Below are 22,259 nucleotides of genomic sequence, written 5' to 3'. Positions count from 1 at the left end.
ATATTGCTGTAAGTAATAGCTTACGCATGTACTTCTTTTGTTTCTGAATCTATGTTTCTAATTTTTGTCATGTAACCAATACCTGGCTCAACGTTGATTTCTTCTAGTACGTAGTAAGTACGCTCGCTACGTAGGGCTTTTGAAACTTCCGAGTTTGGATCGTTTTTATCACCGAAGATAATTGCGTTTGCAGAACATGCTTCTTGACAAGCCATTTTGATATCGCCATCTTTCAATGCACGTTTTTCTAATTTGGCAGTTAATTTACCCGCTTGGATACGTTGAATACACATTGAGCATTTCTCCATTACACCTCTTGAGCGAGTAGTAACATCTGGATTCAATACTAATTGCGTAAACTCGTTGTTCAAGTAGTTATCGAAACGTGAATCGTTCCAGTAGTTAAACCAGTTGAAACGACGTACTTTGTATGGACAGTTGTTTGCACAGTAACGAGTACCTACGCAACGGTTGTAAGCCATGTGGTTTAAGCCGTCTGATGAGTGTACTGTTGCCAATACCGGACATACGGTTTCGCAAGGTGCGTGGTCGCAATGTTGACACAACATTGGTTGGTGCACTACAGAAACATTTTCTAGGTTATCTAAATGAGCAATTTCTTTCTCTTTAGTTACCGCACCGTGTTGCTCATCGTTAAAGCTATAATAACGGTCAATACGTAACCAGTGCATTTCACGACGACGGCGAACCTCATCTTTACCTACAACTGGAATATTGTTTTCTACATTACAAGCTACGATACATGAACCACAACCAGTACAAGCATTCAAATCGATTGCCATTACCCAGTTATTGCCCAACATCTCGTGCTTATCGGTAGTCCACAAATCGTAAACTTTATGTTTGTGATGGTTACCTGAACCAGCAGCTGGATCTTTTAAGAAATCTTTGAAAGAAGCTTCACGAACAATGTTTCTACCTTCGAAAGAATAGTGGGTTTGTGTTTGAGCTAATTCAGACCAAGCACCTGTAGCGGTTAAAGTAGCTGTAGTAGCATACTTTAAAGTACCGTTAGCATAAGTTACAAATGGAAATGCGTTTTTACCCACATTGTTACCTGCTTTACCCGCTTTAGTACGTCCGTAGCCTAAAGCCACTGAAGCCGTACCCATCGCTTGTCCTGGTTGGAACAATACTGGCAAATCAACCGAATAACCATTTTCGCCTTTGATAGTAACCACATCAAATTCCTTGTAACCAAGTTTCTCTGCTTGTTTAGGGTTTAAGGCCAAACTGTTATCCCAAGTTACTTTGGTTACCGGGTCAGGGAACTCTTGTAAGAATGCGTTGTTGGCTTGTTTACCATCACGCATAGGTACACTTTCAAAAATCTGAAGCTCGATATCTTTCTTCAATGCTTTGCTACTTGCTACGATAGCTGCCGCTACTGCATCTAAAGATAAAGTGAAACCATAACTTCCTGCTGGTTTAGCTGCGTTAATGACTACACCTGTTTGTAAAACATCTTTCCAAGTTTTACCTGCCGCAGGTAATATATTTTTCTCCCAGTAATTACGTACGTATTGGTAGTAATCTTGTACCGGAGCATCAGCCCAAGTCAATAAACTTTGCTCTGCTTGGCGAGAGTTGAATACTGGATTAATGGTTGGTTGAACAATACTGTAAAAACCTTCATAAGTATTAGCATCGCCCCAAGCCTCTAAATAGTTAGGTGTAATAGCTACTACATCAGAAAGGTCAGCAGTTTCATCTTCCCTATCGGAGAAAGAAACTTTCAAACCAACTTTAGCTAAGCCTTCAGTGAAGGCTTTAGTGTTAATGGCATCATAAGCAGGATTTGAGTTCAAGAAGAACACTGCGCCTACTTCACCTTTGTTCATTTCGTCAACTAATAACGCAAATTCAGCATCATTACCTTCGTAACGTTTACAAGGGTTATCTAAATCGATAGTAGTACCATAGCTACCAATGGCAACGTTAATAGCGTTTACTAAAGTTTGTACAGAAACATCATTAGAGCCAGCTACAACAACCGCCTTACCTTTGTTTTGCAATAATTCTTTAGCTACTAGTTTAATTGCCTTATCAGCGTTGGTATTGTCTGGCAAACCTGCACCTGGCAAGCTAGCACCTGTAATTGCATTGTATAACGCAATTAATGCAGGTCCTTCTTCCGATAATTTCAAAGCAATACGAGTATCGGCGTTGGTACCTGTTAAACTCATACCAGCTTCAAACTGGAAGTGACGAGACATTTTTTTCTTCTCTAAAGATTTGTAATCTCTGTTTGAAGTATATTGAGCAGTAAACTCTTCACCACTGATCCAAGTTCCCAAGAAATCAGCTGCAAAGCTTACGATCAAATCTGCTTTATCAAAGTTATATTTTGGCAATACAGCTTTACCAAAGCTGTTTTCATTAGCTTTGATGATACCTGTATAAGAAACTGGATCATATTGAACCAATTTAGTAGTAGGGTATTTTGCCGTAAATTCAGTAACTACCGCTTTAGCCGATGGGCTGTTCAAACTGCTAGCTACTACACGAATTTTCTTCCCTGATGCTTGAACTTTGTTCAATTCGCCTTTTACGAATTTATCCAAATCAGCCCAAGTAGTCGGATCCTTTTTTAACAAAGGCTTTTCTAGCTTAGATACATCGTACAAATCTAACACCGAAGCCTGAGCTTGAGCATCAGTACCTCTGCTGAATAAACCAGCATTACGGTTAACTTCTACTTTAATTGGGCGACCTACCACTGTCTTCACCATTACACTGTTTCCTTTGAAAGTAGAAACATAATAGTTAGGGATGCCTGGGGTTACCTCTTCTGGTCTAACCAAGTAAGGGATTGACTTGTGTACCGGTGCTTTTTGACAAGCTGCCAAGGTTACCGCTCCTAAACCAAAACCTAAGGCTTTTAAAAAGTCGCGGCGTGGGGTAACGGTACTTAGTCCTGCTTCACTTAAAACATCTTCTATTGGAAGCGGCTCGGCAAATTCGCTTTTGTTGTTCTCAACAAACTCGGGAGTTTTATTCAACTCCTCCAAACCTTTCCAGTATTTTTTGTTGCTTTCCATTTAAGCTATATTACTGTTTATCGAACGTTCTTAACTAAAACTCTATTTATTAATAATGGCACTTACCACACTCTAAACCACCTAACAATGCTGGGGTAATTTTCTCACCTTTTTTGATTTTCTCGTGAGCAGCAATTACGTTAGCATAAAATGCGTCGTTTTTCTTATTAGAGATGTCCGCCTCTCTGTGACAGTTAACACACCATTTCATGGTTAATGGAGAATACTGATAAACTTCTTCCATGGTGTTAACAGGACCGTGACAAGCAAAACAAACTGGATCTGTTGGTTTCAAACCTGCTTCTTTACGGATAGCTTCTTCACCTACTACTACGTGTTGAGAGTGGTTAAAGTAAGCGAAATCAGGCAAGTTATGTACACGTACCCACTCAATTGGCTTCTCTTTAGTCTTATCGTAAGTTTGAGTATCTGGGTTATAGCCCAACGCGTTATAGATTTTTTGAATTTCTGGAGAAATCAAACCATCATCAGTTCTAGCTTGTACGTTTTTATGACAGTTCATACAAACATTCAAAGAAGGAATCGTTGAGTTTTTAGATTTGAATGCACCAGTGTGACAGTATTGACAGTCAATTTGATTGATACCAGCGTGTAATTCGTGGGAGAACTTAATTGGTTGAGTTGGCTGATAACCAGTGTGAACACCAGTTTCCCACATACCCATCCAACCGAATGAACCTAATACGATTACCAAACACAACACTGAGAAGAAAACAAATTTCTTGTTTTTGAATAATCCTTTTAAGCCAGTAGCTAAAGAAACATTATCCTCGTCTGTTACAACAATACCTTGTTTTTCTAGAATTAAACGCTCAAGCATTTTAACTGCTCTGCCCAATACCACTAAAACAACGATAGCTAAAACAATAATAGCAATCACACCTGCAATTGAGAGGCCTGAAGCACCTTCATCTTTAACTTCACCAGTACCTGCCGCAGCCTGTTTTTTAGGCTCTCCTACTTTTGCATAAGCGATGATATTTTTAATTTGATCATCAGTCAACGTAGGGAAAGCGGTCATCTCTGATGGAGAGAATTTAGCTGCCTCGATAGCTTGTTTGTTACCCGAAGCTCTCAATTCAACGTTGTTTCTAATCCAAGGAATCAAAAACGACTCTTCCAATTCGTTAACTTTAGGAGTTAAAGCTGGTCCAGTAGCATCGTGATCTAAGGCGTGACATGAAGCACACTTCGACTTAAATAACGTTCTTCCTTCTACAACATCTTGCGCTTTCGATACAGTTACAGTTAAAAAAGATAGTGCAGCTAATACGAATGTTGCTTTTCTAAATTTTTTAAGTCCGAATGAGATATTCCTCATAATGAGTATTTTATGCTTTATTTTGAAATAAAAATTTTAATCTAAGTGATGAATGATGATTTACCTCTCAGAAATAATTGGACAAAAGTAATCTTTATTAGGATACCAATGACATATTAATGACAGTGAAATACAATTTATAATCATTCTAAACTAATGCCTTTTTAGCCACTCTAGCTAAATAAATCAGCGATTTTTTACAAAATCGCTGACCGTATTGGGGTAAAATTTACACCCTGATATTTTGATTTTAAATTATTGTTTTAGAATCCAAGCAAACATTAATGGCGCCACGATTGTTGCATCACTTTCTACAATAAATTTAGGAGTATTGATATCTAGTTTCCCCCAAGTAATCTTCTCATTTGGAACTGCTCCTGAGTAAGAACCATAAGACGTAGTGGAATCAGAAATTTGACAGAAATAACTCCAAAATGGAATATTTTCCATCTCCATATCTTGATAAAGCATTGGCACAACACAGATTGGGAAATCGCCAGCAATACCACCACCAATTTGGAAGAAACCTATTCCTTTACCTTCTGAGTTTTTCACATACCAGTCAGCCAACCAAGCCATATACTCAATACCGCTTTTCATGGTTGTGGCTTTAAATTCATTTTTGATCACGTATGAAGCGAAGATGTTACCCATGGTGCTATCTTCCCATCCCGGAACCACAATTGGCAAGTTTTTCTCAGCAGCAGCCAACATCCAAGAGTTTTTAGGATCAATTTCGTAATACTGCTCCAAAACACCACTCAATAACATTTTGTACATATATTCATGCGGGAAATAACGTTCCCCTTTATCATCCGCATCTTTCCAGATGGCATGGATATGCTTTTGTAAACGACGGAAGGCTTCTTCTTCTGGAATACAAGTATCAGTAACGCGGTTATAGTGGTTTTCTAACAAATCCCACTCATCTTGCGGACTTAAATCACGGTAATTAGGTACTCGTTTATAATGTGAATGAGCAACCAAGTTCATAATATCTTCCTCTAGGTTGGCTCCTGTACAAGAAATGATCGCAACTTTGTCTTGTCTAATCATTTCTGCCAAAGAAATGCCCAACTCTGCAGTACTCATTGCACCAGCAAGGGTAATCATCATTTTACCACCTTCGTCTAAATGCGTTTCGTAACCTTTGGCTGCGTCCATCATAGCCGCAGCATTAAAATGGAGATAATTGGTCTCCATAAATTTCGATATTGGTCCTCTGTTAGTACTCATTTTATATTCATTTTGTTTTCGCCCGCAAAAATACAAATGATTTACGATTTTAGGTTTACGATTTATGATTTGGTTCAAAAACCTTGAAAAAGGCTCCTCATAAATTAAACGGCAAAAACACTTAAACTACTAAGTTTTTCGACTTTACAACAACAATAAAATATGTAGCTTTGCTTAAAATCCTTCGTTTATGAACGCAAACCCTCCTGATTTTAGCAAAACAAACGCAACCGTATTCCCTATTTTATTTGCGTTAAGCTTCTCTCATCTACTTAACGACACTATACAATCTCTCATTCCGGCAATTTACCCGTTGGTTAAGGATTCATACCATCTTACCTTTTCGCAAATTGGCCTGATTACGCTCACTTTTCAGTTAGCTGCTTCCTTGTTCCAACCATTTGTGGGCCTATACACAGACAAAAAGCCCCAACCCTACTCGTTAGCCATTGGCATGGGCTTTACGCTAGTGGGCCTCATCACGCTTTCATTATCTAATAGCTTTTACCTGATTTTATTTTCGGTAGCGTTGGTGGGCACTGGTTCTTCTATTTTCCATCCGGAAGCATCTAGAATGGCGCATGCCGCATCTGGCGGAAAAAAGGGACTTGCCCAATCGGTTTTTCAACTGGGCGGTAATGCCGGCAGTTCAATTGGTCCTTTGCTAGCCGCCTGGATCATTGTTCCCAAAGGGCAGTTTAGCGTTATTTGGTTCTCGGTAATTGCTTTGCTAGCCATTATGGTATTGAGCTACGTGGGTAATTGGTATAAAAATTATGTTTTAAATCGAGAAGCGAAAAAAGCGAGTGCAATTGTAGAGAAACACCATCTTTCAAAGTCGAGGGTAATTACAGCTATTGTGATTTTACTAGTGCTTATTTTCTCTAAGTACTTTTACATGGCAAGCTTAACCAGCTACTTTACTTTTTATATGATAGATAAATTCCATGTTTCGGTACAAACTTCGCAGATATACCTATTTGTATTTCTATTTTCGGTAGCTGCAGGAACATTACTTGGCGGGCCCATTGGCGACAGAATTGGCCGCAAATATGTAATATGGGTATCTATTTTAGGTGCCGCACCTTTTGCTTTGATGTTGCCACATGCCAACTTATTTTGGACAGGCGTCCTGATTGTTCCTATTGGAATGATTTTGGCGTCTGCCTTTTCGGCAATATTGGTATATGCACAAGAACTGATTCCAGGGAAAGTAGGCTTGGTAGCTGGTCTTTTCTTCGGCTTTGCCTTTGGAATGGGCGGTCTTGGTTCGGCACTAATAGGGAACCTAGCAGATAAAACAAGTATCAATTACGTATTTTCGATTTGTGCTTACTTGCCATTAATTGGTTTGATTACTGCATTTCTACCTAATATTAGCACTACTAGAAAGGCTAAATAACATAGGACATGATAAAAAAAAGCGCCAACAAAAATGCTGGCGCTTTTTTATGCCATAAAATCCAATCTACTTTGAGGTCCGCAAAACTATTAGGCGAAATCCATTGATCTTATCTTAATCCTGGAGAGACAAGCATCTTTTTAAACCCAGATGTTAAAGTATCTACAACTGTACCATCTGCCTTTTTATAGATAATGTATGCTTCTAAATCTCTTTTAGCCTTTACAAATTCAAGTGCTTTTTCTACTGGCATCAACATTAGCGCATTGTCATAACCATCTGCATCTATTGCTTTTTTTGCATAAACAGTAACGCTAATGACACCATTGTTTATTGGATAGCCCGTTTTTGGATTAATGATATGCCCGTAGTTTTTACCTTTATAAACAATGTAATTACTATAACTGCCCGAAGTTGTAATTGCGCCTTCTGTAAAAGAGACCCGATGTTTAAAATTTGCCTTTTCAAAATCGTCCGTACTAGGCCCTTCAACACCAATTTTAATGGTACTGCCATCTGGCTTTGGACCCTTGGCTCTAATTTCTCCGCCTAGCTCAAAAACATAACTTGCAATACCCTTCGCCTGCATAAAATCGGCAACCACATCTACCGAATAGCCTTGCGCAATTCCATTTAGATCAATTTCTACATGGTTATTTTTTTTACTCAGCCAGTGTTTACGGATTTTAATTTTATCCATACCCGTTGTACTCTGTAAAAAAGCGCTAATTCTGGTCGTATCCGGCGGATAATTTTGTCCCTGCTCCCTGTAAAATCCCCAAAGGCGCATCAATGGCTGAATGGTAACATCAAACAACCCATCTGTTTCTTTATTAATTTGAAACGATTTATTTAAAACGGCAGCCATGTGCCCGTCAACTTTGATTTTGGCTTTTTTATTGGCATTAAACTGACTAATGGTAGAATTTGGCCTGTATAGGGACATAGACAAATCGATAACATTTAAAATGCTATCGATTTGTGCTTTGGTAATCAAGCTATCTTTTGCAAAATAGCTGGCAGAGTATGTTGTACCTTGCGCTCGCCCTCTAATTTTAAATTCTCGCATAGGCGATTCTTGTCCTAGCGTCATAAAAAAACAGGAAAATAACAATATCGACTTTAAACTAGATATCATTAAAGCACTTTGTTTTTACCTGGCCTTGCTATAGCGTAAAGCCCATTAGCATCTGGCAATGATTTTGGCAAGGCATCCCAAGCTAATTTATCTGGGAACAGGCTATTTTCTGCGTTTAACGCATCATCCCATTTAATTACCTGGCCAGAATAGGTTGCATAACGCCCAATGATTGCTGTTAAGCAGCTTTTTGCTGCACGCTCGGCATCCCAAAATTTATATTCTCTTTTTGAAATTGCCGCAAACAACTCGTCATGCTCCGTTTGGTAAGGGTTTGCATTTCCTTTTCTATCGTGGTTATATATTTCTTTACCTTGATGGTCCCATAAAATTCCGGAATTATTGGCTGATAAATAAACTTTGCCCTTTGTACCTTGGAAAGTTTCATCAACTCTGTTTTGTGTACCTTCAAAATGGCGGCATTGACTGTAGATAACCGATCCATCTGCGTATTTCAGTTCTACCGCATGGTTGTCATAAATCTCGCCGTAGTCTTTACCTGTTCGCCAGGCCCTACTTCCGGTTCCCTGTACGGAAACTGGATATGCATTTTTAACCCAATTGGCAACATCAATATTATGCACGTGCTGCTCTACAATATGGTCGCCGCACAACCAATTAAAATAATACCAGTTACGCATTTGGTATTCCATTTCGGTTTGTTTGTCGGTACGGGGCTTTACCCAAACACCACCACTATTCCAGTAAACCTGCCCTGAAACAATATCACCAATGGCGCCATCTTGTATCCTTTTAATTGTTTCTCTATAATTGGTTTGATACCTACGCTGCAAGCCAACAACTACATTTAGTTTTTTCTGTTTAGCAATTTCAGCAGCAGCTAAAACTCTACGAATACCCGGAGAATCCACTGCAACAGGCTTTTCCATAAATACATGTTTTCCCTGCTTCACGGCTTCTTCAAAATGCATTGGCCTAAAACCCGGAGGCGTTACCAATAAAACAACATCAGCTACAGCGATCGCTTTTTCATAGGCATCAAAACCTACAAACTGGCGTTCTTTAGGAACATCAACTTTGTCTTTAAACTTTTCCGACAACAACTTATAACTATTATCTAAGCGATCCTGAAATGCATCGGCCAATGCCACGAGTTTAATATTAGATTTGGTATTTAAAGCCTGAAAAGCAGCTCCAGTACCTCTATCTCCACAGCCAATTAGCGCAACTTTAATAGTATCATCAACAGAAGAGTTAACTCCCGCCCATGAATATCCACTCATCACCATTCCTCCTGCTATAAGGGCCGAAGACTTAATAAATTTTCTACGCTCTTTTTGTATATCCTTAGTATTAGCCATAATTTTTTATGTGTTTTGGTTTAGTTTTCTTAAAAATCCTTGATTGGTGGTTTATTATAATAAGCATCTATCTGCTCCTTGGTTGGTTGTACTAGTGGCCTAACCAGCCTAATTCCAATAAATGGTGCTTCTGGAAACCACCAATTGCTTTTAGGTATTTGAGGGTCAATTTGTTTCCACGCAGGATCTGAGGTTGCCCTTGCGGCAGAACGGAGGTATTTGGCATCATCTTCATAAGAACCTCCACGAACAACTAAGGGATATAATTTATCCGCAATTGCTACTGGGTTCTTCGCATTTTCCGAACTGGCATAAAAATCTGTGGTATATTGATCATAGGTCCATTCAGCTACATTACCGTACATATCATGCAAACCCCATGCGTTAGGTTTTTTTAGCCCAACCGGCTGTGTTTTCTTCTCACTGTTGTCTTTGTACCACGCAAACTCTTTCAATCTTTTCTCATCGTTACCGAAACTAAATTCTGTGTCAGTACCTGCCCTACAAGCGTACTCCCATTCAGCTTCTGTAGGCAATCGATAAAAAACACCTGTACGAACATACAGCCATTTACAAAACTGTATGGCACTGTATTGAGTCATAGCGAGCGCTGGGTAGTTTTGTTTTCCCATACCAAAGGTCATATCTAAATATGGTTTAGTTGGGCGGGTAACGGCATCAATTTCTGCCGACACATTTGTACTGTTGCTTTTCTCGTAGTCTTTATATAGAAATGGCTCAAAAATATCCCAGGTTACTTCTAGCTTGCTCATCCAAAAAGCATCTAGCTTTACTTTGTGAACCGGAAGTTCGTCTGCATTACCATTCTTGCTGCCCATCGAAAATTCGCCTGCGGGGATAGCCTGCATATCGAATGTAAGTTTGGTCCCGTTAATTTTTTGCTGATAATTTTTGTGCTGTTGGGCTTCCAATTGAAAGCAGATCAACACCAATCCTAGCAAGAATTTATATTTCATAATCATAAAATTATAAAAAGAAAACATAATTAAAAGTGGGGCCAACAAGGCTTGCTATTTAAGTTGAATACTTTGCAAATTGAACTGATAAATTCAAACAATACCATAGCGCCACACTAAGGAAAATATAAGGATATAAGTAGAAAACATAGCTTAATGTGAAGGATACCGGGTTCAAACCCTCCCGATTTGCCATTGAGAGGGTTTGAACCTGTGCGAAACCGTTTTTTTTGCTTAAACTCTTTAAAAACAAAAAAGCCTTACCAGCAGAACTAATAAGGCTTAATGTGGAGGATACTGGGTTCGAACCAGTGACCCCCTGCTTGTAAGGCAGGTGCTCTGAACCAGCTGAGCTAATCCTCCGGGTTTTAATTGAAATTGCTTACTATCCTGTAAACTTTTTTGGTGGAGGATACTGGGTTCGAACCAGTGACCCCCTGCTTGTAAGGCAGGTGCTCTGAACCAGCTGAGCTAATCCTCCAATTCCGTTTGGGAATGCAAATATAGCGTTATATTATTTCATTGCAATTCTTTTTTTATTTTTTTTAGGAAAGAACTTCTTCAAGTATTTGATGTGACTTTATTTGCCCAAAGGAAGCTGTATGCAATTGATAGTAAATCAATATTTTATCTAAAACCAATCGCCTGTAGGCATTTGAAAATTTAATTTCATTAATTTTTTCAAAAGGTGTGTTTAATAGCTGCATCAAAGAATTTCCATCTACATCGGCAGTAAAATAAGGATGCATCGGAGCAACCGAAGTAAAGCTTCCTTCCTGCAAATCGAAATATTTTTGGTCAGCCCTAGCCTGAGCTTGCGGAGCAAAGCCTAAGAAACGTGTCAATTTCATCAAAAACGACAAATGGAAATTTACACTCAACTCTTCGGTTTCATCAAACCAACTAATGGCATGATAAAGATACTCGAACAATTGCTCATCCACATGTTGCTGTCTAATGCTTTTATAAAGTACCTCATTTAAAAACTGAACGATGGTATTTTTAATCACCTCATAGGGAATACTTTTGAATATGGGCACTGGCCTAGCTTCAGACACCCTTTGTATCTGTGTGTTCTGTTTATAGTAAACGACCATGTCCAACAAATGAAGTGGCTGCAATACATTCATCGGGATTTTAGCTTTGGGCTTTTTCACTCCGTTAATTAGGTACGACTGTATGCCGAACTTTTCGGTAAACATTTGCACTACCACACTGCTTTCGCTATAAGTAGTTACTCTCAACACTATCCCTCGGGTTTTATGCAGCATTTAAAATATTTTGGGCACGAAAATAATGAATGCAACGAGTAATGCGATCAAAGCGGCCACCAAAACTGCTCCAGCGGCAATATCTTTCACTAAACCTGCTTTCACATTAAATTCTGGCGATAACCAATCGACCAAAACTTCAATGGCGGTATTAATTAGCTCAGTAACCATCACCAAACCAATACAAATTACAATAGCCAACCACTCTCCTTTTGAGACCTCGAAGTACCAACCTGCCGCAACAACAAGTAACGCAGCAATGAGGTGGAATATGAAATTCGGCTGTGTGACCACCGTATGGGACAATCCTTTGGCCGCAAACTTAAAACTCTTCAAAAACCTATTCATTAAAAACGGAAGTTATTGAACTTTAAAGTTACTTCATTTTTTAAACAACATTTACAGCAAAACTTCTGTTTGTATAAACAAGAACCTTCCATAAATAGCCTGGTTATTTTGTAATCCATCATTTTTATGCGTTCTTTACATTTTTTTATAAATCTATATGTGGGTAAAACTATCTAATGCTATTTTAAAAAATCGCGTTCTCCTTATCCTTTTATTTATTGCCATTACCATTTTTATGGGATGGCAGGCCAAAAACATCAAGCTTTCTTATGCAGGAAGTAAAATTCTGCCACTAACCGATTCGGTTTTCATCAAATACAATGCTTTTAAAAAGCAGTTTGGTGAAGATGGCAGCATTGTAGTGATTGGTATTAAAGATGATAAAATCTTTCAAAAAGATACTTACAACAAATGGGCGAAGCTTTCTAATGAACTACAACAACTTAAAGGCATTAAAGGCGTACTTTCCATCGGTAAGTTTTTTGAACTGGAGAAAGACACCGTTAACCAAAAGTTTACCGTAAAACCACTTCCAGGCAAAATCATTACCACCGATGCGGAAATGGACTCGCTAAAAAGCAAGTTAAACCAACTGCCTTTTTACAAGGGCCTTTTATATCACACCGAAACTAACGCCACCTTAATGGCAGTTACTTTCGACCAGAAAATCCTCAATTCTGCAGCTAGAAACCCTATCCTGAAAGAAATAGAAGAAAAAGCATTGGCTTTTGGAAAAAGCGAGAACATAGACGTACACCTATCAGGATTACCTTATATCAGAACGGCAACCAGCAAGCTCGTTTCTAACGAATTCGTGCTTTTCCTTGGCTTATCCATTCTAGTTTCCGCCTTAATATTGGTCATCTTTTTCCGTAGCTTTTCAGCTGTGTTTTTCCCAGTACTAGTGGTGATCATGGGAGTGATTTGGAGTGTGGGCACCTTGGTGCTATTTGGCTATGAAATCACCATTTTAACAGGATTGATTCCTCCACTGATTGTAATTATCGGTATCCCGAACAGTATTCTGTTACTGAACAAATACCACAATGAGCTTAAAAAGCATGGCGATAAACAAAAAGCATGGAGCATTACTGTAGAAAGAATTTCGGTAACCACTTTAATTGCAAACATTACTGCTGCCATTGGCTTTGGCGTACTTTACTTTACTGGAAGTGAGCTGTTGATGCAATTTGGAAGTGTAGCGGCATTAAATGTAATGTTTACCTGGCTAATGAGTCTGTGCTTAATCCCTGCTATTTTTAGCTATCTACCTGCTCCAAAAAACAAAACACAAGGAACACACGAACCAAATTTCCTAGACAGGCTATTAGCCAAAACGGATAAATTGGTGCAACATAAAAGTGCTTCGATTTATATCGTTACCATCATTTTAACTGTTGTTTCATTGATTGGCGTTTATCGCATCAATGTGAACGGCTATGTGGTGGACGATTTACCGAAAAGCTCTAAAATATTGACCGACCTGAAATTTTTCGAGAAGAATTTTGAAGGCATTTTACCGCTGGAAATTAGTGTCGACACCAAACGCAAGAATGGCATTTTAAGCCTATCATCGCTCAACAAAATCGACAAATTGGAGCAGATGATTGCTGCTTATCCAGAGTTTTCTCGCTCTATTTCGTTGAACACGGGATTAAAATATGCCACACAGGTATTCTATAATGGCGACACCTCATTTTATCGCCTACCTTCAGATTTTGAGAAGAATTTTATTTTAATCTATGCAGCAAATTCTGGTAAAGGAAATGGAAATATGCTCACCAATTTTGTGGACAAGGACAAACAAACGGCACGTGTAAGTTTTCAGATGGCGGATGTTGGCTCTAAACGTTTAGACCAATTGTTGGAAGAACTGAAACCAAAAATCGATTCTATCTTATCCCCAAAACGTTTTAACGTGACCTTAACCGGCTCTAGCATTATTTTCTCTAAAGGAACTGACTATCTATTGGAGCATTTATTTGAAAGTATTGGTTTAGCTATCGTGTTGATTTCATTATTACGTCTGGCACAGTTTAGAAGCCTGGGCATCATGTTCATTTCACTGCTACCGAATGTAGTTCCGTTAATTATTACCGCTGGACTGATGGGATTCTTTGGCATTCCGTTGAAACCGTCTACCATATTGATTTTCACCATTGCTTTTGGATTGGCTTCTGACCAGACCATCTATTTCTTAACCAGATACCAACAAGAGCTTAACCTTACCAACTATAGCGTAAGCAAGGTAATTACCGATACCATCACCGAAACGGGAGTAAGCATGACACACATTGCCCTAATCCTATTCTTTGGCTTTGGCATTTTTACGGCCTCTACTTTTGGGGGGACTGTAATACTAGGTTTCTTATTGTCCATTACCTTAATTGTTGCTTTGGCTTTTAACCTTACCTTATTGCCTGCTTTAATGCTTTGGTTAGACAAGAATAAAAAGCGTAAAAAACTATCTGAAGCAGAGGTCGCAAAGAACTTGGAGAATTTGGACGACCATTAACAAATGAACTTCCTAACTATATCGTATTTAAGTGAAGGTAACGAGCGACAACAGTCAGCCTACCAAACGCTCGTTACTCACCAGATATTAGAAAAACTTGAAGCTTACGCACCAATTCTCACCGGTACCATTCCTATCCTCATCGATATTGAGAACAGTGACCTCGATATCATTTGCCACTGGAAAGATCAACAAGAATTTTTGGCAACATTAACTAATTTGTTTAATTCAGAAAAGGAATTCCAAATCGGCACCCAAGCTGACAACAGTGTTGTTTGTAATTTCAAGCTAGATAATTTCGAAATTGAAGTCTTTGGTCAGAACATCCCAACTCAACAACAAAACGCTTATCGGCACATGCTCACCGAACATCAAATCTTACAAGAAAAAGGAGAAGATTTTAGGTTAAAAGTTGTTGAGCTTAAACGCAAAGGCTATAAAACCGAACCCGCATTTGCAAAGTTGTTAGATTTAATCGGAAATCCTTACCAAGCTTTATTAGATTTACATCATTAATCAAGCTATTTTAGCAACTGTTTATAATTCACTACGCATGTTAAGCTCACTTTCAAAACTTGTTTTCATTTTACTTTTTTTGTTTAATCTCAAGTTGCAGGCTCAAACATTTATCCCTGACGAGAATGGTTATATCTCCAACCCCAAGTTTAAAGAAATGCTCAAAGCAAAAAAGTACTTATTGGTTGGAAGATATGATACATTGCAAAGAAAGCCCTTACTCATAGCGGCACAAGCTATTTACGATAGTAAGCCAGGCTTTATAGATCTTCATGGCAAATTCACTCCAAAAAATGAGATGAAAGAAGTCTATAGTTATGGTGGAGCAATGGGATCAATAGGCATGGGAATGCCGGAACCTCGTGAAATTGAATACAGAAGAAACGACCCTTACCAGCAACTCAACATCAACGGCAAATTAGGGACGTTCCACAAAACAAGCAACAAACAAGGATTAACACCCATATACAACAATCTGCAATACATTGACAATCAACTTTTAATCACAGAGAAAGATGATAAATTTGGGATAGCCAAAAGTGATGGTACAACAATAAAAGTGCCTCAATATGAAAGTTTATCTATCTTCGATAGCTACAACAACAGAAAGAAACACCCGTTACTCCTAATAAAGCAAAATAAAAAATTGGGGCTTATTGACTACGATGGACAAATGGTTTTACAACCGGTTTACGACGCTTTAGCCTTTCATCCAGGAGCCGACAACGGTAATTTAATCTTACTAACAATAGACAAAAAAAAGGGTCTGGCCAATACTAAAGGGCAAATATTGCAAGTTCCAACTTACGAACAGATTAGTCCCATAGCTCACGGACTTTTTTTAATTACTAAACAAGAAGAACAGGAAAAAAAATACGGACTTATGGATACCATGGGCAGAACTGTCGTAGCTCCTGTCTATAGTGAAAGACTTCAGTTTCTGTACGAGCAAAAATTGATCAAATTTAATGAAGGAACTAAGTCGAAACCTAAAATTGGTTTAATGAACCTTCAAGGAAAAGTACTCATTAATGCCGACTATCAAGAATTCCTACATTTTACAAAACAAATGGTGGTGATAAAAAAAGGAGACAAACTTGGTGCTACAGGCCTAGATGGCAAAGAGATAATTCCAATAGACTACGAACACTTGTTCACACCATCGACAAGCCCTTTCATTGTTATCGAAAAGGAAAAAAAATATGGATTAACAGATTTGAAAGGGAAAATCTTAATACCAATAAAGCATGATGTGATAATGCCTGTAAAAAATGGAACAGCCATTATCAGCGATAGCGATAAGTGGAGTAGAATAAACTTAAAGACGAAGGAAATCACTCCAATGAGTTATGACGAAATTGAGTTATATACAGATTTCTTAGTAGTAACCCAAGGAGGCAAGATGGGTGTAATAGACCTAGAAGGCAAGGTACTTTTCCCTATAAAGCACGATAGGATTAAAAATGCCTCACAAGCAATACGACAAGGTTTTATCACGATAGAAAAAAATCATGAAATTTACACCGTTGACCGTTACGGTAACGAAATGCGAAGAAACACCATTGACTACTAATTCTTAAAGTAGAGAAACCCTTTGGGATCAGCAAAACCTAACACCTTTCCGTTAGCATCTTTTAATTCAAAAACCATATAACGACCAATAGAAAGCTTTCTCGACACAGGGTAAGGAAATTTAGGTTCGATTTTTTCTTTATACATGTCTAGATAGCCATGCTTACCTTTGTGAACAATATCAAAACTAAGAAATGATTCACTAGGATTAATCCGATCGTATCTAACTGGAAAAATAAATTTCCCTTCACTATCAGTAACCCCATAAAGATTATCTTTTTTGATAATCCACATTGCATTAGAAGCCTGCGGTCTAATAATTTGGTCGTAAATAATCGGTAAGATCTCTACGCCCTGTTCATCTATTACTCCCCAATAAACAGCATTAGTTGTTGATGATGTTTTACTTGCCAAGAAATAAGGTTTGCTTTTTGCAGATGCTTTGAAATAAATTAACTCATCATAAACCGCGGGCACTACTCTACCGTCAACATAGACTCCTTTTTTGCCTTTATAGCTATAATGCAAATAGTTCTGATAAATATAAATGGTATCGGTTGCTTTTGTCCAATAGTTATCCGTTGTATGATACACTCCAAATCTTCCAGACTTATAATCGCTTAAGTAAGCAGTATCTGCTTTCAAGTCAATAACCAAGGTATCATATTTGGTTTTATTTTCGCGGTATCTAAGGGTCATCGTAACCTGAGACCAACCCTTAGGGCTACTAATTATTTTCTTTTCAAACATTAAATTGTTGCCTTTACCACTATCCATTCCCCCATAACCACTCGAACCACGATACAAAGCATCGGTTCCTTCGCCCACTTCTGGCATTACACTAAGTTGTTTAACATCATACATTTGAGTAACAGTATTGTAAGGCAACTCGAAATAAGTTCTTCCCCCTTTTTCTGTTTTATACACCGTCGCAAACAATTTCCCCTTGTGTTCATACATAAAAACATGAGCTATATTTTTAAACAACCATTGGTTAATCACCTGTTTCTCCGGATCGTACCAAAAAGCTCCCGAACGGTTGTTATTTGCCCTAGTCTGGAAAACCATATGCTGAAGTCTTGTATTGGACGAGACCTTCTCTATCTGCATAATCGAATCTGGGAACAGTACCTCACCTTTGAGATTACGAATAATGAGCCTAGAGCCGCCCACAGTCGGGTCATCATTGATCTTTCTATATTCTGTGATAAATAGAGAATCAATAATTAGCCTATTGTATAGTGGAGCAAGTAAGGTTTTAGAACCTATCAGAAGACCGTACTTCTTGTTTTTTCTGGTAATAAAAAAGGGGATTACTTCTTTACTCTTTCTTTTTTTGACACCTCCATCCTCAATTTCATCGTAAACTGGAGTTAGCTTTATGATGCCGTTGGTATCGGCCAAACCCCAAAGCTTACCTAAACGATACGGGATAAACTGTTGTTGCGCAAAAGCGTGACAAGTGCTAAACAATAGCGATACAACAAATGATATATATAGTATTTTCTTCATGAAAGCAGTTAAAGGCTCGAATATACCAATTCCCTAACTACCTATCAAACCTTTGACTTAAATGCTAAGTCTAATTTCTTAATAGCCAATCAGAACGTCGCTTAACTAGCTATCCCGCTCCCAGTTTCAGGAACTGGTTCCTTTGCAGCAGGCTTAAGCTCTACATGTTTACCATCTTTATCTGCTTTAGTCGCAAATAATATCGGATAGATAAAAATTAATGCTCCTGCAATAAATAGCACTCCAGAAATGGCCAATACAACTTGGCTTCCGCTTACTTTATAAGCCTCCATGATTTTGGCGGCAATAAGTGCCGTAATCCCCAAAGCTATTGCTACAATAGCTTTAGTTAGCTTCAGATTTTTAATCATAACTTATTGGTTTCTTACCCTTCTTTGTTGCAATATGCTTAACACAACAAAGATGAGCCCAATAAGTTCTAAAACCATGCTTAAAAAAAGTACTCCTAGTGTTATATTTTCGTTGCTATTCTTTAACAACAGTGCTAAAGGCATCAACAATACCGCCCCCAGCATACAAAAAAGCCCTCTTTTCAGAAATTTATCCATAAAACTATTTCAGCCTCAAAACTACCATTATTCATTCTAAAATCTTAACTTTGCAACCTTTAATTTTTGAGATACTTGATTGATGTATAGGGAATTTAAACAGTTAGAACTAGCGAAAATAGGTAAAGAAATACTAGAGTTTTGGAAAGCGGAAAACATCTTTGAAAAAAGTATAGACAGCAGACCAAAAAACAAACCTTTCACTTTTTACGAAGGACCACCTTCGGCAAATGGTATGCCTGGCATTCACCACGTGATGGCCCGTGCGATTAAGGATATTTTCTGCCGTTATAAAACCCTAAAAGGATATCAGGTAAAACGCAAAGGGGGTTGGGATACTCATGGTCTTCCAATTGAGCTTGCTGTGGAGAAAAAATTAGGTATCGTTAAAGAAGACATCGGAAAGAAAATTTCTGTAGACGAATACAATGCCGCTTGTAAAGAAGAGGTAATGCGCTACACTGATGTTTGGAATGACCTTACCGAAAAAATGGGTTACTGGGTTGATTTGCAAAACCCTTATATCACCTATAAAAACGAATATATCGAAACCCTTTGGTGGATTTTAAAACAACTTTATAATAAAGGATTTCTATACAAAGGCTACACCATCCAACCTTACTCGCCAGCAGCAGGTACAGGTTTAAGTTCACACGAATTAAACCAACCTGGCACTTATCGCGATGTAAGCGACACCACTATTGTAGCACAGTTTAAAGCCATTGCAGATACGCTACCTTCGTTTTTACAAGGTTTTGGAGAAATCCATTTCTTAGCTTGGACCACTACCCCTTGGACCTTGCCAAGTAACACCGCTTTAACCGTTGGGCCAAAAATCGACTATGTATTGGTAAAAACTTTTAACCAGTACACCTTCGAGCCCGTTAAAGTGATATTGGCAAAACCTTTAGTGGGCAAACAATTTGGCGGAAAATTTTTCCTAGCGGAAGATGAAGAAGCTTTTGCAAACTACAAAGCCGAAGACAAAAAAATCCCTTATCAAATACTAGCCGAGTTTGTTGGTGCTGATTTGGTTAACATTAAATACGAACAACTTTTACCATTAGCGCTACCTTACCAAAATGCAGAGAATGCATTCCGTGTAATTAGCGGCGATTTTGTAACCACAGAAGATGGTACTGGTATTGTTCACACTGCTCCTACTTTTGGTGCCGATGATGCTCGTGTAGCTAAACAAGCTAGCCCTGAAGTTCCTCCTTTGTTGATTTTAGACGACAAAGGCAATGCCGTTCCTTTGGTTGACCTGCAAGGTAAATTTGTAGCTTCATTAGGTGAGTTTGGTGGCAAATACGTAAAGAACGAATACTACACTGAAGGTCAAGCACCAGAAAAATCAGTGGATGTAGAAATTGCTATCCGTTTAAAGGAGGAAAACAAAGCCTTTAAGGTAGAAAAATATGTACACAGCTATCCACACTGCTGGAGAACTGACAAACCCGTGCTTTACTATCCATTAGATAGCTGGTTTATTAAAACCACTGCCGTTAAAGAAAAAATGGCTGAGTTGAACAAAACAATCAACTGGAAGCCTGAAGCTACCGGAACTGGACGTTTTGGCAACTGGTTAGAAAACTTGGTAGACTGGAACCTTTCTCGTTCTCGTTACTGGGGAACACCGCTTCCAATTTGGCGTACTGCTGATGGTTTGGAAGAGAAATGTATTGGTTCTGTGGAGGAATTGAACAACGAAATTGCGAAGGCAATTGAAGCAGGTTTAATGCCAGCTGGTTTCGAGCTCAAAGACATGCACCGCCCTTACGTAGATGATGTATTTTTAGTGTCCTCTAAAGGAGAAAAAATGACCCGCGAAACCGACCTTATTGACGTATGGTTTGATAGCGGCGCCATGCCTTATGCACAATGGCACTTCCCTTTCGAAAACAAAGAAGAATTTGAAAATGCCTACCCTGCTGATTTCATTGCAGAAGGTGTTGACCAAACTCGTGGCTGGTTCTTTACCTTACATGCCATTGCGGTAATGTTAAGCGAAACCAGTGATGAAATCAAAGCCATCAACGAGCGTGTAAACAACCCAGGGATTGCCTTTAAAAATGTAGTATCAAACGGATTGGTATTGGATAAAAACGGCAACAAAATGTCTAAACGTTTAGGCAATGCCGTTGACCCATTTAGCACCATTGATACTTACAGTGCCGATGCTACGCGTTGGTACATGATCAGCAATGCATCACCTTGGGATAACCTGAAATTTAACCTAGAAGGATTAGATGAAGTACGTCGCAAGTTCTTTGGAACCTTGTACAACACCTATTCTTTCTTTGCCTTATATGCCAACATCGACAAGTTTGAGATTGACTTGAACAATCAAACTCCTGTGGCACAACGCAGCGAATTAGATCGTTGGATTTTATCGCTATTGCAAAACCTGATTGCCGAAGTTGACGAAAGCTACAACACTTACGAGCCTACCAAGGCCGCAAGAGCTATCCAAAATTTTGTTGATGAGCATTTAAGCAACTGGTACATCCGTTTATCTCGTCGTCGTTTCTGGAAAGGCGAAATGACTGAAGATAAAAAAGCAGCTTACGAAACATTGTACACCTGCTTGACCAACATCGCGCAGCTGATGTCGCCAATTGCACCTTTCTTCTCAGACTGGTTGTATCAAAACCTAACTGAGATTTTACCTGCTACCGCCAAATCAGAATCGGTACACTTAACCATTTTGCCTGAGGCCGATTTATCATTGGTAGACAATGCTTTGAACGAACGCATGGAGCTGGCTCAAAACATTTCTTCGATGGTACTATCACTACGTAAGAAAATGGGCATCAATGTACGTCAACCGTTAGCTAAAGTATTGATCCCAATTTTGGACGATAACTTTAAAGATAAAGTAGAACTGGTGAAAGACCTTATCCTATCTGAAACCAATATTAAAGAAATTTCCTATATTACCGACGCCGCAGGTTTCATCAAGAAAAAGGTAAAACCAAACTTTAAGGCTTTAGGTGCAAAAGTTGGGAAGGATATGAAAATGGTGACCGAAGTCATCAACAACATGAGCCAAGAAGACCTTGCCAAATTTGAAAAAGAAGGCAGTTTCTCAATACCTGATACGAGCTACTCGATACTTTTATCAGATGTAGAGATTATTGCCGAAGATATTCCAGGATGGCAGGTTACAAACATGGGCAGTTTAACCGTAGCATTGGATGTTAACATCACTACAGAGCTTAAACAAGAAGGTTTGTCACGCGAATTGGTAAATAGAGTGCAAAACCTGCGCAAGGAAATGGATTTTGAAGTAACCGATAGGATAACCGTAAGTTTACAACAGGATAACCTGATTACACCTGCGGTATTACAAAACAAGCATTACATTTGCACCGAAATTTTGGCCGACGATATATTACTGTCGGAAAAACCGCTTAACGGAAACAAAATAGTAATTGAAGATGTTGAACTTGAAATTTTGATTGCCAAAATATAACC

At 38.6% G+C, this 22,259-nt stretch carries 15 protein-coding genes and 2 tRNA genes; 5 read left to right on the top strand and 12 right to left on the bottom strand.

Annotated elements, in window-relative coordinates; translation table 11 throughout:
* Positions 1–20: 20 nt before the first annotated feature.
* The 3 genes from ABDV71_RS13895 to ABDV71_RS13885 form a co-directional block, all read right to left on the bottom strand.
* Positions 21–3,062 carry a TAT-variant-translocated molybdopterin oxidoreductase gene (locus ABDV71_RS13895; RefSeq protein WP_343533546.1) on the bottom strand — a complete coding sequence of 1,014 codons (3,042 nt, stop codon included), beginning with the start codon at positions 3,060–3,062 and terminating at the stop codon, positions 21–23.
* Positions 3,063–3,111: 49 nt separating this feature from the next.
* The gene (locus tag ABDV71_RS13890) at positions 3,112–4,404 is read right to left on the bottom strand and encodes a c-type cytochrome (RefSeq protein ID WP_343533544.1); all 1,293 of its coding nucleotides are present in this window, start codon (positions 4,402–4,404) and stop codon (positions 3,112–3,114) included.
* Between the two features lie 255 nt (positions 4,405–4,659).
* Positions 4,660–5,640 (bottom strand): deoxyhypusine synthase family protein, encoded by a 981-nt coding sequence (locus tag ABDV71_RS13885; RefSeq protein WP_343533543.1) that lies wholly within the window; start codon positions 5,638–5,640, stop codon positions 4,660–4,662.
* A 190-nt stretch (positions 5,641–5,830) separates the two neighbouring features.
* Here ABDV71_RS13885 and ABDV71_RS13880 point away from each other — a divergent pair, with 190 nt between their 5' ends.
* Positions 5,831–7,042 carry an MFS transporter gene (locus ABDV71_RS13880; RefSeq protein WP_343533540.1) on the top strand — a complete coding sequence of 404 codons (1,212 nt, stop codon included), beginning with the start codon at positions 5,831–5,833 and terminating at the stop codon, positions 7,040–7,042.
* Positions 7,043–7,151: 109 nt separating this feature from the next.
* Here the strand turns inward: ABDV71_RS13880 and ABDV71_RS13875 are convergent, their stop codons facing one another.
* The 7 genes from ABDV71_RS13875 to ABDV71_RS13845 all read right to left on the bottom strand — a co-directional run bounded on the left by ABDV71_RS13875 (position 7,152) and on the right by ABDV71_RS13845 (position 12,098).
* On the bottom strand, positions 7,152–8,135 hold the full coding sequence (locus ABDV71_RS13875) for an FAD:protein FMN transferase (RefSeq protein WP_343533538.1): 984 nt from the start codon (positions 8,133–8,135) through the stop codon (positions 7,152–7,154).
* Positions 8,136–8,179: 44 nt separating this feature from the next.
* Positions 8,180–9,502: a Gfo/Idh/MocA family oxidoreductase gene (locus ABDV71_RS13870; protein ID WP_343533536.1), complete on the bottom strand. Its 1,323-nt coding sequence runs from the start codon at positions 9,500–9,502 to the stop codon at positions 8,180–8,182.
* 29 nt (positions 9,503–9,531) lie between these two features.
* Positions 9,532–10,479 (bottom strand): SUMF1/EgtB/PvdO family nonheme iron enzyme, encoded by a 948-nt coding sequence (locus ABDV71_RS13865; RefSeq protein WP_343533535.1) that lies wholly within the window; start codon positions 10,477–10,479, stop codon positions 9,532–9,534.
* A gap of 288 nt (positions 10,480–10,767) precedes the next feature.
* A tRNA-Val gene (locus ABDV71_RS13860) sits at positions 10,768–10,842 on the bottom strand.
* 40 nt (positions 10,843–10,882) lie between these two features.
* Positions 10,883–10,960, bottom strand: a tRNA-Val gene (locus ABDV71_RS13855).
* Positions 10,961–11,024: 64 nt separating this feature from the next.
* The gene (recO, locus tag ABDV71_RS13850; RefSeq protein WP_343533534.1) at positions 11,025–11,750 is read right to left on the bottom strand and encodes a DNA repair protein RecO; all 726 of its coding nucleotides are present in this window, start codon (positions 11,748–11,750) and stop codon (positions 11,025–11,027) included.
* Positions 11,751–12,098, bottom strand: coding sequence for a diacylglycerol kinase family protein (locus ABDV71_RS13845; protein WP_343533533.1), 348 nt, complete (start codon positions 12,096–12,098; stop codon positions 11,751–11,753).
* Between the two features lie 157 nt (positions 12,099–12,255).
* On the opposite strand from ABDV71_RS13845, the gene ABDV71_RS13840 reads away from it, so the two are divergent.
* The 3 genes from ABDV71_RS13840 to ABDV71_RS13830 all read left to right on the top strand — a co-directional run bounded on the left by ABDV71_RS13840 (position 12,256) and on the right by ABDV71_RS13830 (position 16,702).
* Positions 12,256–14,613: an MMPL family transporter gene (locus tag ABDV71_RS13840; protein WP_343533532.1), complete on the top strand. Its 2,358-nt coding sequence runs from the start codon at positions 12,256–12,258 to the stop codon at positions 14,611–14,613.
* A 3-nt stretch (positions 14,614–14,616) separates the two neighbouring features.
* A complete protein-coding gene (locus tag ABDV71_RS13835) occupies positions 14,617–15,129 on the top strand; it encodes a DUF4269 domain-containing protein (protein WP_343533531.1) in 513 nt (170 codons plus the stop codon).
* A gap of 157 nt (positions 15,130–15,286) precedes the next feature.
* Positions 15,287–16,702: a WG repeat-containing protein gene (locus ABDV71_RS13830; protein WP_343533530.1), complete on the top strand. Its 1,416-nt coding sequence runs from the start codon at positions 15,287–15,289 to the stop codon at positions 16,700–16,702.
* On the opposite strand, the gene ABDV71_RS13825 is transcribed toward ABDV71_RS13830, so the two are convergent.
* Entirely contained in the window at positions 16,699–18,213 is a 1,515-nt protein-coding gene (locus tag ABDV71_RS13825) for a WG repeat-containing protein (protein WP_343533529.1), read from the bottom strand. The two genes, ABDV71_RS13830 and ABDV71_RS13825, sit on opposite strands and share 4 nt — an antisense overlap.
* 101 nt (positions 18,214–18,314) lie before the next feature.
* A complete protein-coding gene (locus ABDV71_RS13820) occupies positions 18,315–18,584 on the bottom strand; it encodes an isoleucyl-tRNA synthetase (RefSeq protein WP_343533528.1) in 270 nt (89 codons plus the stop codon).
* 280 nt (positions 18,585–18,864) lie between these two features.
* On the opposite strand from ABDV71_RS13820, the gene ileS reads away from it, so the two are divergent.
* A complete protein-coding gene (gene ileS, locus ABDV71_RS13815; protein ID WP_343533768.1) occupies positions 18,865–22,257 on the top strand; it encodes an isoleucine--tRNA ligase in 3,393 nt (1,130 codons plus the stop codon).
* Positions 22,258–22,259 lie beyond the last annotated feature (2 nt).

It is taken from the genome of Pedobacter sp., from assembly GCF_039594775.1.
GTDB lineage: Bacteria > Bacteroidota > Bacteroidia > Sphingobacteriales > Sphingobacteriaceae > Pedobacter.
This window is presented reverse-complemented; position numbering and strand designations above follow the sequence as displayed.

Excerpts from the sequence above, each read along its gene's own strand:
- ABDV71_RS13895 (WP_343533546.1), bottom strand. The coding sequence starts at position 3,062 with ATGGAAAGCAACAAAAAATACTGGAAAGGTTTGGAGGAGTTGAATAAA.
- ABDV71_RS13890 (WP_343533544.1), bottom strand. The coding sequence starts at position 4,404 with ATGAGGAATATCTCATTCGGACTTAAAAAATTTAGAAAAGCAACATTC.
- ABDV71_RS13885 (WP_343533543.1), bottom strand. The coding sequence starts at position 5,640 with ATGAGTACTAACAGAGGACCAATATCGAAATTTATGGAGACCAATTAT.
- ABDV71_RS13880 (WP_343533540.1), top strand. The coding sequence starts at position 5,831 with ATGAACGCAAACCCTCCTGATTTTAGCAAAACAAACGCAACCGTATTC.
- ABDV71_RS13875 (WP_343533538.1), bottom strand. The coding sequence starts at position 8,135 with ATGACGCTAGGACAAGAATCGCCTATGCGAGAATTTAAAATTAGAGGG.
- ABDV71_RS13870 (WP_343533536.1), bottom strand. The coding sequence starts at position 9,502 with ATGGCTAATACTAAGGATATACAAAAAGAGCGTAGAAAATTTATTAAG.
- ABDV71_RS13865 (WP_343533535.1), bottom strand. The coding sequence starts at position 10,479 with ATGAAATATAAATTCTTGCTAGGATTGGTGTTGATCTGCTTTCAATTG.
- recO (WP_343533534.1), bottom strand. The coding sequence starts at position 11,750 with ATGCTGCATAAAACCCGAGGGATAGTGTTGAGAGTAACTACTTATAGC.
- ABDV71_RS13845 (WP_343533533.1), bottom strand. The coding sequence starts at position 12,098 with ATGAATAGGTTTTTGAAGAGTTTTAAGTTTGCGGCCAAAGGATTGTCC.
- ABDV71_RS13840 (WP_343533532.1), top strand. The coding sequence starts at position 12,256 with ATGTGGGTAAAACTATCTAATGCTATTTTAAAAAATCGCGTTCTCCTT.
- ABDV71_RS13835 (WP_343533531.1), top strand. The coding sequence starts at position 14,617 with ATGAACTTCCTAACTATATCGTATTTAAGTGAAGGTAACGAGCGACAA.
- ABDV71_RS13830 (WP_343533530.1), top strand. The coding sequence starts at position 15,287 with ATGCTCAAAGCAAAAAAGTACTTATTGGTTGGAAGATATGATACATTG.
- ABDV71_RS13825 (WP_343533529.1), bottom strand. The coding sequence starts at position 18,213 with ATGAAGAAAATACTATATATATCATTTGTTGTATCGCTATTGTTTAGC.
- ABDV71_RS13820 (WP_343533528.1), bottom strand. The coding sequence starts at position 18,584 with ATGATTAAAAATCTGAAGCTAACTAAAGCTATTGTAGCAATAGCTTTG.
- ileS (WP_343533768.1), top strand. The coding sequence starts at position 18,865 with ATGTATAGGGAATTTAAACAGTTAGAACTAGCGAAAATAGGTAAAGAA.